The organism is Colwellia sp. BRX10-1 (genome assembly GCF_014077545.1).
Lineage (GTDB): Bacteria > Pseudomonadota > Gammaproteobacteria > Enterobacterales > Alteromonadaceae > Colwellia_A.
On the sequence record NZ_JACGWC010000025.1, the window covers coordinates 21077 to 35287 of the forward strand.

General features: G+C 37.5%; 12 protein-coding genes. 6 read left to right on the forward strand and 6 right to left on the reverse strand.

All coding sequences use genetic code 11. The features are described 5' to 3' along the window. Positions 1-21: 21 nt before the first annotated feature. The 3 genes from H4J75_RS16265 to prfC all read right to left on the reverse strand — a co-directional run bounded on the left by H4J75_RS16265 (position 22) and on the right by prfC (position 4773). A complete protein-coding gene (locus tag H4J75_RS16265; protein WP_182222708.1) occupies positions 22-1161 on the reverse strand; it encodes an HDOD domain-containing protein in 1140 nt (379 codons plus the stop codon). Between the two features lie 109 nt (positions 1162-1270). Then, complete coding sequence (argS, locus tag H4J75_RS16270; protein ID WP_182222709.1) at positions 1271-3025, reverse strand: arginine--tRNA ligase; 1755 nt, start codon at positions 3023-3025, stop codon at positions 1271-1273. A gap of 164 nt (positions 3026-3189) precedes the next feature. After that, entirely contained in the window at positions 3190-4773 is a 1584-nt protein-coding gene (gene prfC / locus H4J75_RS16275; RefSeq protein WP_070376025.1) for a peptide chain release factor 3, read from the reverse strand. A gap of 421 nt (positions 4774-5194) precedes the next feature. Between prfC and napF the strand changes: the two genes are divergently transcribed. From napF to H4J75_RS16305, 6 genes are read left to right on the forward strand one after another with little or no spacing between them, the layout of a single operon-like run. Beyond that, the gene (napF, locus tag H4J75_RS16280) at positions 5195-5734 is read left to right on the forward strand and encodes a ferredoxin-type protein NapF (RefSeq protein WP_182222710.1); all 540 of its coding nucleotides are present in this window, start codon (positions 5195-5197) and stop codon (positions 5732-5734) included. Beyond that, positions 5731-5871, forward strand: a complete 141-nt coding sequence (locus tag H4J75_RS16285; RefSeq protein WP_070376027.1) for a TIGR02808 family protein — start codon at positions 5731-5733, stop codon at positions 5869-5871. Before napF ends, H4J75_RS16285 begins: the two co-directional genes overlap by 4 nt. A 2-nt stretch (positions 5872-5873) precedes the next feature. Next, positions 5874-6179, forward strand: a complete 306-nt coding sequence (locus H4J75_RS16290) for a chaperone NapD (RefSeq protein ID WP_182217595.1) — start codon at positions 5874-5876, stop codon at positions 6177-6179. Further along, positions 6176-8671: a nitrate reductase catalytic subunit NapA gene (gene napA / locus H4J75_RS16295; RefSeq protein ID WP_182222711.1), complete on the forward strand. Its 2496-nt coding sequence runs from the start codon at positions 6176-6178 to the stop codon at positions 8669-8671. The genes H4J75_RS16290 and napA overlap by 4 nt, the downstream gene beginning before the upstream one ends. Positions 8672-8712: 41 nt before the next feature. Then, a complete protein-coding gene (locus H4J75_RS16300; RefSeq protein WP_182217599.1) occupies positions 8713-9171 on the forward strand; it encodes a nitrate reductase cytochrome c-type subunit in 459 nt (152 codons plus the stop codon). A 36-nt stretch (positions 9172-9207) separates the two neighbouring features. Further along, complete coding sequence (locus H4J75_RS16305; protein ID WP_182217601.1) at positions 9208-9798, forward strand: NapC/NirT family cytochrome c; 591 nt, start codon at positions 9208-9210, stop codon at positions 9796-9798. A 198-nt stretch (positions 9799-9996) separates the two neighbouring features. Here the strand turns inward: H4J75_RS16305 and rimI are convergent, their stop codons facing one another. The 3 genes from rimI to H4J75_RS16320 form a co-directional block, all read right to left on the reverse strand. Beyond that, positions 9997-10446 carry a ribosomal protein S18-alanine N-acetyltransferase gene (rimI, locus tag H4J75_RS16310; protein ID WP_182222712.1) on the reverse strand — a complete coding sequence of 150 codons (450 nt, stop codon included), beginning with the start codon at positions 10444-10446 and terminating at the stop codon, positions 9997-9999. Position 10447: 1 nt separating this feature from the next. Next, positions 10448-10798, reverse strand: coding sequence for a DNA polymerase III subunit psi (locus H4J75_RS16315; RefSeq protein WP_182222713.1), 351 nt, complete (start codon positions 10796-10798; stop codon positions 10448-10450). Positions 10799-10950: 152 nt separating this feature from the next. Then, positions 10951-14112: an EAL domain-containing protein gene (locus tag H4J75_RS16320; protein WP_182222714.1), complete on the reverse strand. Its 3162-nt coding sequence runs from the start codon at positions 14110-14112 to the stop codon at positions 10951-10953. Positions 14113-14211: the final 99 nt, after the last annotated feature.

Below are 14211 nucleotides of genomic sequence, written 5' to 3' on the forward strand. Positions count from 1 at the left end.
ATCTAAAGTTTAGCTTGGTGATTACTGCCTTAGCTTTGCTGCTCTTTTTTCCAAAGCGCCAAGCACATTTTCTAATTTAAAATGCTCGATAAATTTTGGCTCGGGTTGTTGCTCTCTTAATAATATATCGGCTAGATAAACGGCTTGTGCGATACCAAATGATTTTTTTAAGAGCTTCTCCGGCTGATGATGCATAACTACCGCCTCAATTAAATGATAAGAAAAGCTCCACAGGTGCAGGAGATAGCCACCAACATGGTTATGATCTGTGCCAAATATTTTTTGCTCTAAGGCATTATTGTTGGCATTTTTAAGCCGATATTGAAAATATGTTTTTGTAAGTGTTGGGTCCATCTCAAATAGTACAATTTTACCAATGTCGTGCAATAAACCCGCAAGTAGAGCATCTCGCTTAAGTTCTACTTTCACCATTGAAGCGGCCAAGCGGGCCGTTGATAAACAGTGTAGTTGTTCTTTGATCAATGAAAAGTCAGCAATGTCGGGTTCATAAGAAAAAAGTTCAGCCGTCATAACAATACAGCAGAGTGTTTCTAGTCCCATACGTGTTATTGCTTCGCTAATGTCGTTGATTGGCTTGCCTTGCTTCATAAAGGAACTATTGGAAAACTGCAATACTTTAGCGGCTAATGCTGGGTCTTGAGAAATTATCTCTGATATTTTTCCTGAATCGGTATTACTTTCTTCTAAAATTGCATTGAGTTGTAAATAGACTTTGGGTGGGCTTGGTAATGTTTTAACTTTGGCAACTGCCTTGATAATATGATCTTTGGTGATCGCTTTATTATCATCGCCAAGGGCTGTGATGGTTTGATGAATATTTTCAACGTTAAGCGGCAGTGCGTAAGTGTAATGGCAATTATTAGCGGCTTGACCATTAAGCTGGCTCTGTGCGATGTTATCATTAGTAATTGCTATTCGTATCATAGCAGGATGTTTAAGTGCTATGGCTTTAAGAAGATCTAAGCCACTTATTTGTCCTAAATCCAATACGCTAATAATAGCGTCAAATTTATATTTCTTTAAGGCTTTCAGGGCATGTTTGCCGTTATCAACATAAGCGGTTTGGCAAGGACCATTATAAAATGCCTGCTTTAATGGCAAGAGTTTTTGGTCTGTATTATCAACGATTAGCACTTTCATTTATTGACACTTCCTACCTTAATACTTGCTCTATGCTGAAACTATTTCAATTTTTTGGCATTGACCCTTGAGTAAACAAGGGCTAATGCCATATGTGCTTTTATGCAGACTACATGCGTTCCATAACGTCAATGCCAAGAATATCTAAGCCTTGTTTTAAGGTTTTCGAGATACTTAAACAAAGTGCTAAGCGAGACTGTTTTACATCTTGGTCAATACCCTCTTTGAGAATAGGGCAAGCTTCGTAGAAGCTCATGTATAAGCTCGCTAACTCATATAAATAATTACACAATAGGTTAGGCATAGATTCGCTAATGACCGCATCTAGCACTTCTTCAAGTTGGAGTAATTTTAACGCTAAGGCTTTTTCTTGTGGTTCAATAATGGTGATATCAGCACTAAAGTTTACTTGTTCAATTTTTGCCTTGCTGAAAATACTTTGAACACGTGAATAAGCATACTGCAAGTATGGGGCCGTAGCGCCTTCAAAACTCAACATGGTTTTCCAGTTAAAAATATAGTCGCTGGTTCTATTCTTAGATAAATCAGCAAATTTAACCGCGCCAATACCTACTTTTACTGCAATTTCATTTAGCTTATCTTCAGGATAATCTGGATTTTTTTCTTTAATGACCGCTTTTGCACGAACAATGGCTTCATCAAGTAATTCTGCTAATTTTATAGTACCGCCAGTTCTTGTTTTAAATGGCTTACCATCGTCACCCATCATCATACCAAACGGGCAGTGATCATAACCAACATGCTCTGGCAGTAACCCTGCTTTACGCGCTACAATTTCTACTTGTTTAAAATGTAAGCTTTGACGGGCATCGGTAAAAATAATGATACGGTCGGCTTTTAGTTCATTGCTACGGTAGCGACAAGCAGATAAATCTGTGGTCGCATATAAATAGCCGCCACCGGTTTTTTGGATGATAAAAACGGGGGCATCACCGTCTTTATTCGCCATTTCATTAATGAAAACCACTTTTGCGCCTTCGCTAACTTCAGCAATACCCTTAGTCATTAATTCATCAACAACCTTGGGTAAATCTTCGTTATACGCACTTTCGCCCATGATATTGTCGCGGGTTAAAGTAACATTAAGTTTTTGATAAATATCTTCACTGTGGGCAATAGATATATCAATGAATAATTTCCATAAGACTAAACAATCTTTGTCGCCACCTTGCAGTTTTACCACATAATCACGAGCACGGTCAGCAAAGCCTTCTTCGTTATCAAAACGTACTTTCGCTTCGCGGTAAAAGTTTTCTAAATCAGAAAGTGCAGTTTCAGCAACTTCGTTGGCATTGAGTTTATCGCTTAAATGCGCCAATAACATGCCAAATTGTGTGCCCCAGTCACCCATGTGATTCTGGCGGATGACTTTGTCACCACGAAACTCTAATGCACGTACTACTGCATCACCGATAATGGTTGAACGTAAGTGGCCAACATGCATTTCTTTGGCAAGGTTTGGCGCTGAATAATCAACGATAACCGTTTGTTTTTTGTCTTCTTCAGTGGCACCACGCTGGGTTACACCTAATTTTTCATCATCAGTCATTTTAGCGAGTTGAGCGGCTAACCATGATTTGTCTAAATGAATATTAATAAACCCCGGTCCGGCTAATTCTATATGGTCAGCAATACCAGTTAAATCTAAGTGGTTAACAACGGTGGTCGCTAATTCGCGTGGGTTCATTTTCAGTTTCTTAGCTGCACCCATAACACCATTCGCTTGGTAGTCACCAAAATTAGGGCGACTTGACAGGCTTACCGCTGGGTTAGTGCCTTCAGGTAATCCAGCCAAAACCATGGCCGCAGATACTTTTTCACTTAGTAATTGCTTAATATTCATTTTGATCTCTGTTTTCTTTTAATAGAAATTATTTGCTCATTTTTTGCAAGTATATGGCATTTTAGCAAAGCGTTTGTTACTTTTTATTGGTGAGTTTAGTTTACTAAATAAGCCAATAAAAAGTATCGAACAACGTGGGTAAAATACCTACTACGCAGAAAAACTTAGTGTTCTCGGGTCTTGTGGAACTGAATGTCAGGATGACGCTCTTGTGCCAAATTCAAATTCACCATAGTTGGAGCAATATACGTTAAGTTATTACCACCATCTAGTGCTAAATTGTCATAGGCTTTTTTGCTAAATTGCTCTAGTGTTCTTTCATTATCACAAGTACACCAGCGCGCAGTTGCTACACTTATCGGTTCGTATATAGCGTCAACTTTATATTCAGTTTTTAAACGTTGTACAACGACTTCAAACTGCAATACACCGACCGCGCCAACTATCATCTCGTTTGAGTTGAAAGGTCTGAATACTTGCACAGCACCTTCTTCTGAAAGTTGTATTAAACCTTTTTGTAATTGTTTAGCTTTTAATGGATCACGTAAACGAATACGACGAAACATTTCAGGGGCAAAGTTTGGAATACCACTAAATTTCATCATTTCGCCTGAAGTAAAGGTATCACCGATTTGAATACTACCGTGGTTATGTAAACCGATAATATCGCCGGCATATGCTTCTTCTACATGTGCACGGTCTCCAGCCATAAACGTTACGGCATCGGCAATTTTTACATCTTTGTTAATACGTACTTGACGCATTTTCATGCCTTTTTCGTATTTACCTGAGCAAATACGCATAAAAGCAATACGGTCACGGTGTTTTGGATCCATGTTCGCTTGAATTTTAAAAACAAAGCCAGTGAATTTTTCTTCTTGAGCGGTTACTTCTCTAACATCAGTTAAACGAGGTAAAGGTTTTGGTGCCCATTTAGTTAAACCATTAAGCATATGGTCAACACCAAAATTACCTAAAGCCGTACCAAAGAATACTGGCGTTAGTTCACCTTTTAAAAACTCTTCCAAATTAAATTCATGTGATGCACCTGCAACCAGTTCTAATTCTTCACGTAAATCGTCAGCATAAGTTCCAATGACCTTATCTAACTCTGGGTTATCAAGCCCTTTGATAATTCTTTCTTCTTGGATCATATGGCCAAGTCCTGACTTATATAAAAATATTTCGTCAGTTAAAATGTTATAGACACCTTTAAATTCTTTACCCATACCAATCGGCCAAGTAATAGGGGCACATTTTATTTTCAGCACATCTTCCACTTCATCCATAACTTCCATCGGGTCACGAACATCACGATCCATTTTATTCATAAAAGTAATGATGGGCGTATCACGTAAACGGGTTACTTCCATTAACTTAACTGTTCGTGCCTCAACACCTTTAGCTACGTCGATAACCATTAAACATGAATCAACCGCGGTGAGTGTTCTGTAGGTATCTTCTGAAAAGTCCTCGTGACCAGGTGTGTCCAGTAAATTAACTAAACAACCGTTATAAGGAAATTGCATTACAGAGGTCGTGATAGAAATACCACGCTCTTTCTCCATTTCCATCCAGTCAGACTTTGCATGCTGGCCTGATTTCTTACCTTTTACCGTGCCGGCTCGTTGTAAAGCCTGACCAAAAAGTAATACTTTTTCAGTGATGGTGGTTTTACCCGCATCAGGATGAGAGATAATTGCGAAAGTACGTCTTAGATTGACTTCATTAGCCTGTAGCGTTGTCATGTTTTAAAAGTTCTCTTTGGTGTACATGCTGATGCACATAAAATGCTTTTTTTAAATACTGAAAGGACATATGAACAATCCTAAATTTTGCGCGCATTGTACCATAAATATAAATAGCCGCATTAGGGGACTGTCTTTAAATGATTATTTTTAGCAAGAATCCGAGACATTAACACTTTTTCTTTTGTTATTTGATTAAGTGGTAAGTGATCGTGCAGATAATAATTATTTGATTGGTTATTTTTAAGGTTGAGATTCAATAATAAATTCAATACAAGCTGGTTTTTTTGAATTTAATAAAGAGATTAATAGTCATGTTATTTGAAAGTCTTGATCGAAATCAATATCTCACCTTCGAGTATAAGATAAATTACTCTTTGGGTAGAAAGTCTGAAATATGATGTAAAAATAACGAGATAGCATGGTTGATTTAGCTAGAAGAAACTTTTTTAAAGCAAAAAAATTAACAACCGCTCCGGCAATCAGATTGCCTTGGGTGCTCAATGAAGCCACTTTTATTGATGGCTGCACACAATGTGGTGACTGTTTAACGTCTTGTCCTGAAAATATCATTCAAAAAGGTGATGGCGGTTTCCCTGAAGTTAACTTTTTAAAAGGAGAGTGTACTTTTTGTCAAGCGTGCGTTGAAAGTTGTCAACAGCCACTTTTTGCCGAACGTGCACTTGCTCCAGAAGTAAATGCTTGGGATTTAGATATCTCCATAAAGGGCGATTGCTTAGCGGTTAACGATGTGTTTTGTCAAAGTTGTCAAGATAGCTGTGAGACAGAAGCTATATCTTTTAAATATATAAATTCATCAGTACCACAACCCCAGATAAAACTTAGTGACTGCACAAATTGTGGGGCCTGTGTTGCTATTTGCCCGCAATCATCTATTGAATTAACACCAAAAAATTCTGTGGGTGAGCAACCCACACATACTAATAGGAGAGTTATATGAGCGCTCTTGAACAAATGATTTGGAATATCTTAGGATATTCATCGATGCCTGTTATTTTTTTAGCTGGTTTTGCCGGTACCGCTTTAGTCGCTATCGCACTTTTAAAAATGTTAGGTATTAAGCCGGCAGGGGAATAATCGTGATCAATCTACTAGAAGAAAAACCTATTAATATTGCTGGTGTGCTTTTTGTTGCTCAGCCAAGTAATACCGCCAAAGTGGCCGAAGAACTGGGCGGATTTCCTGGCGCTGAAGTGCATGAGATTGCTGATAACGGCTCTATGGTGGTTACCATAGAAGAAAATGATTTAAACAGAGGTGAAAAAGGCAAAGGCCTTATTAACACCATTACAGATATGAGTAATTTACCGGGTGTGATCTCTTCATCATTGATTTTTCATCATAATGATTATGGGCTACCACAACATCAGGGGATAAAGGTATGACATTAACAAGACGTGATTTTATAAAAGCGAACGCCATTGCAGCAACAGCTGTCGCCGCAGGTATCGCCGTGCCATCTTCAGCTTCAAACTTGCTGACTAAATCGTCGGATACTACCATTAAATGGGATAAAGCCCCTTGTCGTTTTTGTGGCACAGGTTGTAGTGTGCTTGTTGGAACACAAGAAGGAAAAGTGGTGGCGACTCAAGGTGACCCTCAAGCAGAAGTTAACAAAGGTCTTAACTGTATTAAAGGTTACTTTTTATCCAAAATTATGTATGGGAAAGACCGATTAACTCAACCGTTATTACGGATGAAAGATGGTGTTTATGCCAAAGAAGGTGAGTTTACACCGGTAAGCTGGGATACCGCCTTTGATGTTATGGCTGAAAAATTTAAAGCCGCTTTAAAGAAAAAAGGCCCGACCTCAGTTGGTATGTTTGGTTCGGGTCAGTGGACTGTTTGGGAAGGTTATGCCGCTTCAAAATTAATGAAAGCGGGCTTTTTAACCAACAACCTTGATCCTAATGCTCGTCATTGTATGGCGTCAGCTGTGGGTGGTTTTATGCGTACCTTTGGTATCGACGAACCTATGGGTTGTTATGATGATTTAGAGCACGCCGATGCATTTGTCCTTTGGGGTTCTAATATGGCGGAAATGCACCCTATTTTATGGTCGCGTTTAGCTGACCGTCGTTTAAGTCATCCTCATGTAAAAGTAAACGTATTATCAACGTATAAGCATCGAAGTTTTGAACTTGCTGATAACGGTATGATTTTTACACCACAAACAGATTTAGCGATATTAAACTTTATTGCTAATTATATTATTCAAAATAACGCCGTTAACGAAGATTTCATGAAAAAGCATGTCAATATTCGTGAAGGTGTTACTGATATTGGTTATGGTTTACGTCCTTCTCATCCATTACAAAAAGCGGCTAAAAATCCTGACAGTGGCGCATCTAAACCGATGAGCTTTGATGACTTTGCTAAATTTGTTAGCACTTATAGTATTGAATATACATCAAAACTTTCGGGTGTTTCTGAAGATAAATTATTAACGCTGGCTAAACTTTATGCGGATCCTAAAGTTAAAGTGACTTCGTTTTGGACTATGGGTTTCAATCAACATACTCGTGGTGTTTGGGCAAATAACCTCATGTACAACGTGCATTTATTAACGGGTAAAATATCTGAACCGGGTAACAGCCCGTTTTCATTAACCGGACAGCCATCAGCCTGTGGAACGGCGCGTGAAGTTGGAACTTTCTCACATAGATTACCTGCCGATCTCGTTGTTAAAAATCCTAAGCATAGAGCGATAGCTGAAAAAATATGGAAATTACCTGAAGGTACTATTCCACCTAAACCTGGTTATCACGCAGTTCTGCAAAATCGTATGCTTAAAGACGGTGAATTAAATGCGTATTGGGTTATGTGTAATAACAACATGCAAGCCGGACCAAATATCAATGAAGAAGGGATCCCTGGCTATCGTAATCCAGAAAATTTCATCGTCGTTTCAGACCCTTACCCAACGGTAACGGCACAGGCGGCTGATTTGATTTTACCTACTGCTATGTGGGTAGAAAAAGAGGGAGCGTACGGCAATGCAGAGCGCCGTACACAGTTTTGGCATCAACAAGTGAATGCGCCAGGTGAAGCGCGTTCAGATTTATGGCAAATAGTTGAATTTTCTAAACGTTTTAAAATTGAAGAAGTATGGCCTGAAGAATTACTTGCCAAGAATCCTGAATACCGTGGCAAAACTATGTTTGACGTGCTTTATGCAAACGGTAACGTAGATAAATTCCCAATGAGTGAATCCAAAGGTGATACTAACTTTGAAGGTGATTATTTTGGTTTCTATATTCAAAAAGGTTTATTTGAAGAATATGCGACCTTTGGCCGAGGACATGGTCATGATTTAGCCCCCTTTGATCGCTATCACGAAGAGCGTGGCCTTAGATGGCCGGTTGTTAATGGTAAAGAAACTAAGTGGCGTTTTCGTGAGGGGCACGACCCTTATGTAGAGAAAGGCAGTGAAGTGCAGTTTTATGGCCATAAAGATAAAAAAGCCAATATATTTGCCTTACCCTACGAACCAGCAGCAGAGTCACCCGATGAAGAATTCGACTTATGGCTGAGTACCGGTCGTGTTCTTGAACATTGGCATTCAGGCTCTATGACTGCGCGTGTACCTGAACTTCATAAAGCATTTCCTGATGCGGTGTTATTTATCCACCCTGACGATGCTAAAGCAAGAGGTTTACGCCGTGGTGATGAGGTTTTGATTGAATCTCGTCGAGGTGAAGTAAAATCTCGTGTTGAAACTCGTGGCCGTAATAGACCCCCGAAAGGTTTAGTTTTTATGCCTTGGTTTGATGCAAAACAATTGGTTAATAAGTTAACCCTAGATGCTACCGATCCTTTGTCTAAACAAACTGACTTCAAAAAATGTGCGGTGAAAGTGAAAAAAGTCACTGTTTAGCACTAATTAAATTTACTTAATCTACCGGGTAGAGGTAAAAAATGAAAATATTATCAATAATAATGATAACAGCCAGTTTAGCCATGGCATTAAGCGTACAAGCTTATCAAGAAGTAACGACAGGCGGTTTAGAGACTATTCGTGGCATAGCTAAAATTAATGAAACCAAAAGTGCAGAAGCGCTTAAACGTGTCATTAAAGATAAAAATCCTATTCAGCGTAATTATGTGCATCAACCACCTGTTGTGCCTCATCAAACACGTGGTTATCGGGTCAATAAAGACAGTAATAAGTGTTTAACTTGTCATGGTTGGAAATATGCGAGAGAAACCGGCGCAACCAAAATAAGTTTAACGCACTTTGAAACACGTGACGGTAAAACACTGTCAGATGTTTCTCCGCGTCGCTACTTTTGTTCTCAATGCCATGTTACACAAGCTGATGCACCTGAGTTAGTTGATAATCTTTTTAAACCCGTTGAATCGTTAGGTAATGATTAAATAATGGTTTATCTAAACGTAATTTAGGGGATTAACATGACCAAAAAATCAAAAATAAAAAGCTTACTTTCGTATTTAAAGTCGCCAAGCAGTGCCGCCTTATGGTTTATTTTAGCTATCGGCTTTGCTGGCGGTGTTATCTTTTGGGGGGGATTTAATACCGCCCTTGAAGTGACCAATACCGAAGAGTTCTGCATTAGTTGTCATGAAATGGAAGATAATGTTTATGAAGAATACAAAGAAACTATTCATTACTCTAACCGTTCGGGGGTTCGTGCAACTTGTCCTGACTGCCATGTTCCCAAAAAATGGACACATAAAATCGTTCGTAAAATTGCGGCGAGTAAAGAAGTTTGGGGTATGCTTACTGGCTTGATCGACACAAGAGAAAAGTTTCAAGATCATCGCCGTGAATTGGCAGAACGTGAATGGAAACGCATGAAAGAGAATGATTCACTGGAATGTCGTAATTGCCATAACTTTGAGTACATGGACTTTTCAGAACAAGGTAATCGCAGTGTTAAAATGCACTCAAGTGCACTGGCTTCTGGCGAAAAAACCTGTATAGATTGTCATAAGGGTATCGCCCATGAATTACCAGACATGAAAGGTGTTGAAAATTGGTAGTTTACTTACTTGTTTGAATAGCTTAAACGCTTATTCGTGAAACCGTGATATGTAAAAGCCTCTTTAATTGTCATGATTAAAGAGGCTTTATTTTGTTTTGTGTATGATGGTTTTAACTCTTATCGCCCTTACTATTGAAGCAGTTTTTTTACTGAACCCTATTAACTGGAATCTTATTTATGCCTGCTTTATTAGGTATTAGAGCACTTTCTTCATGACTATAGCGTCTTCATAACCGAAACCAGAGGCACTTGGGTAGTAACCTGTTCTTCTGCCAGTTTCAATAAAACCACTATTGATATACATCATTTGAGCACTGATGTTTTTTGCTCGAACTTCTAACCAAATAACGGTATTGTTAAGTTGTTTTGATTGCATAAAAAAGTGTTCTAGTAATGCTTTACCATAACCCATGCCCTGCAGTGTTGGTAATACACAAACATCCATTAACGTTGCTTCACCAGCGACATGCTCGCCAATATAAAACCCCACTAACTCATTATCCACTTGTAAGTAATGACCAAAATATCGCGCGCCAATACAGCTGTTAAAGGTTTTTTCACTCCATGGGTGAGAGTGACAAGCATTCTCTATAGGGATTAATAAGTCTACGTCGTTATTTGATACTTTATGATAGCTAAAAGTCATGTTATTGAATTTCTTGTAGTTTTTGCCAAAGTGTTTGTTTTAATAGCGGAGAATTTTTCAAAACGTTAATCGACGGGGTAACCAAGTGATGCTTTGTTAGTGATATATCAGTCTGTTCACTAAATTGCCAGGTTAATAAACCTATCGATAAGGCATTATTATTGCAACTTACTTCACCAATAGAGCAACCTAAAGAATGCAGGATGTCGGTAAATATATGAGTATCAACTAATGTAGCAAGTTCTATGTCTAGATAAAGAGGGTGGTCGCTATTTTTCGTTTTTTCGCTATTTTTTAACTGCCAAAGTTCAATACCCATAGCCTGCAAGTGCGAAAACTGTCTTTTAGTCATGGTCATAAATTAAGGCGATAAAGCATAGCGTAAGTAAGAAGCACATAATGACAGAATTTTCACTTAATACCAAATATACCCGTTATTATTGGTGGTGTATTAATCCTGTGACTCTCAATTAATCGCAAATTAAAAGATAAAGCCATTGTACTTTATAGCGTTTTGATTTGAGTCATGACTAGTTGCTCTAACTCTTTAAAACCAATGGCTTTACTGAAATAATAACCTTGATACTCCTGACAGTTTAATTGTTGGAGAAACGCTAAATGCTCACTTAATTCCACGCCTTCTGCGATAACACTTAAATTTAAATTATTAGCCAAGTTAATAATAGAGCGAACAATACTTTGATCGATTGAAGATTCATGCATTCCCATAATAAACGAACGGTCAATCTTGAGAATGTCGATAGGAAATTGTTTTAAGTAACTTAAAGAAGAAAAACCTGTACCAAAATCATCTAATGAAAGCTTAAAGCCAAGTGCCTTAAGCTGTTGCATGGTTAAAATAGCGATATCTATTTTATCCAGTAACATGCCTTCAGTAATTTCAATTTTTATCCTGGCGGGAGAAATGCCATATTGGTTTAGTTTCGCTTTTAAAAGTGCAATAAGGGCTGCTGAATCAGAAAACATTTTTGCTGATAAATTAATGGCAATAGGTCCAAAGTCTAACGCTTGTTTTTGCCATAAAGCAACTTGAGCGAAGACCTTATTTATTGCGATTTTATCAAGTTGGTCTATTAGACCAAGCTTTTCAGAAAAGGGAATAAAACTGTCAGGGTAAATAATATTACCGTCCGCTTCAACCCACCGGATTAAGGCCTCTGCCCCCGAAATCAAGCCAGATTTAGTATCAACAAAGGGTTGATAATAAAATTCAAAGCTCTCATTTTTTATTGCTGTGAGTAGCTTTTGTTCTTGCGCTAATTGTTCTGCAACTTCACTGTTCATGCGCTGTTCAAAAAATTGATAATTATTCTTTTTTTGAGCTTTAATATCAAAGATTGCCAACGCTGCTTTTCTTAATAGCTCCTGAGGAACATCAGCATCTTCAGGGTATCGAGTAATGCCAATGCTTGCGGTAACAGGCAACTGGTGGTCATCAAATATATATGCAGTGTCAAAACAAGACAGTATTTTCCGTGCAACAGCGATAGCGCCATAATTAGGGTCAGAAAGCTCAACTAAAATACAAAATTCAGCACCATTAATACGTGCAATAACGTCTTTTGGGTATAATACCGTACTTAAACGATCGGCAATTTCACGGATAACTTCATCACCGGCACTATGGCCATAAGTGTCATTAATTTTTTTGAAACTATTTACATCAAGTAATAGTACGGTTGGTGACTTTTGAGAGCGCTGAGAGTTCAAAGAAGATTGGACAATCAATTCATGCAATAGGGTTCTATTCGGCAATTCGGTTAAATCATCGTGGGTAGCAAGCTTACTTAATTGCTGTTGTATTTTTACTTTTTCAGTAATGTCTCTAAAAACACCAAGATAATGGATAATTTCATTATTATCGTTTGTTATCGCTTCAATCTCTAATTCTAAACTATAAATTTCACCGGTAGATTTTTGATCAAAAAGCTCCCCTAACCAACTACCATGCACCATAGCCTGAGCGCGCAATTTTTCAGATAAATCAGCAGGCTGGCCATTTATTTCTGCAAAAACTACCTTTTGACCTATTACTTCAGATTTATGCTTGTGGGTATGTGTCACGTAAGCATTGTTTACTACTTCAATTTCGAAGTCTTTATTGGTTATCCATACCGCATCAGCCGTATTCTTAAAAGCAATAGACAATAACATCAACTGTTCTTCATTGGCTCTGATTTGATTATTGTGGCGTGTTAAACGTACTTTTTCTTTTCGTATATAATGACGATTTACCGTAAGTAATAAAATGATTAAGGAAAATAGACTAATAACAATGGTCACAACACTTTGACTTTTTGCTGACTGTAGCTCTAATGTTTGTAATTGATTTTCAGCTTGTAATAAGTTGATCTTTTTCTGTTTTACTTCTGCTTTATATTGATTTTGTAGGACCCTGATTGATTTTTGCTGTGCTTCGTCATTAAGTTTATTAATTAACAGGATATGTTTTTCATAAAAATTAAAGGCTTGTTGCCATTTTTTCTGCGCTTGATAAGCTTTGCTGATGCGTTTATAAGTCTCTGCTTCAAGTTGTTGAAGTTTGGTCTCCTGATAGTAAAGTAATGCGCGATTATAAATGGCTAACGCTCGAAGAGGCTCTCCCTGCAGTAGATAAATATCGCCAATAAAGCCTTCCGCACTAATTTGTGATTTTTTATTCTTGGTTGCTGCAGTTAATTGCAACGCTTCTTCTAATTGCTTTTTTGCTAATGTTAATTCATTAATTGTAATGTAGGCATCGGCGAGACCAATAATGGCGCCTAATGTCTCTTTAGGAAAATATTTACTGTCAGGGTGATTAATCGCTTTTTTATAGGATACGATTGCATTCTCAAACTGTTTGAGATCAGTATAATAAATACCTTGATTTGAAATGTTAATGATATAAAGCGCACTGTCGTTAAGCTGTTGTGATATCTCTATAGGTCTCTCTAAATATTTTAAGGCAGCATGAAAATCTTTTTGTGCCCAGCTAATTAGGGATAAATTATTAAGCGCCGCCGCGACACCTTGTAAAGCCTGCAAGTCTTCATATAAACGCAAACTAGTAATAAAATACTGTTGTGCTTGGTCATAGTCGCCAATTGAGAAATACGAAATACCAGTTAAATTATTAATTTCAGCAACATCTCGGTTGGTCAGGTAGACATCATCATTTAAAATACTGTTATTTTTTTTTATTATTACGTTGTTCATCTGATTAAATAACGCCAAGGAAATCTTTAATGCTGGCAGATGTTGTTGATCATTTTGTAACTCAAGCAGCTGATTTTTTTTTAATAGAAGATTTAACGCGAGTAAGGATTTTTTTGAAATGATTTGATTAAGGTTTTTTTTAAAGCGATCTAGCCATCGTTGAGCATTAACAGTATCTCCTTGTAAGATAGCATTGTAATGCAACTGATTAATAATTAGTGCTTCAAAGCGCTTGTTTTCAAACGGCGTTACTTGTTCAAGCAGTTTAGTATAGCTATTTTCTTTTTCTTGAAATGAAATCGACGTATTATTACGGATAGACTGATAATCGGTATCTAAATTTACTTCACTGGTTATTTCTGTGGCAACAGCGCTAAATATTATAAAATATAAAGAAAATAATAAAGAGGGTGATTTTATTTGGGGCACAGTACTAAAAAGTGTCAAATTATTCCAGTCAGATATTATTAGAAGCAATAAATATATTATAGGTTATATTTTTATTTCTTCACCTAAATATAAATTATACTTTAATAAGTATAACGA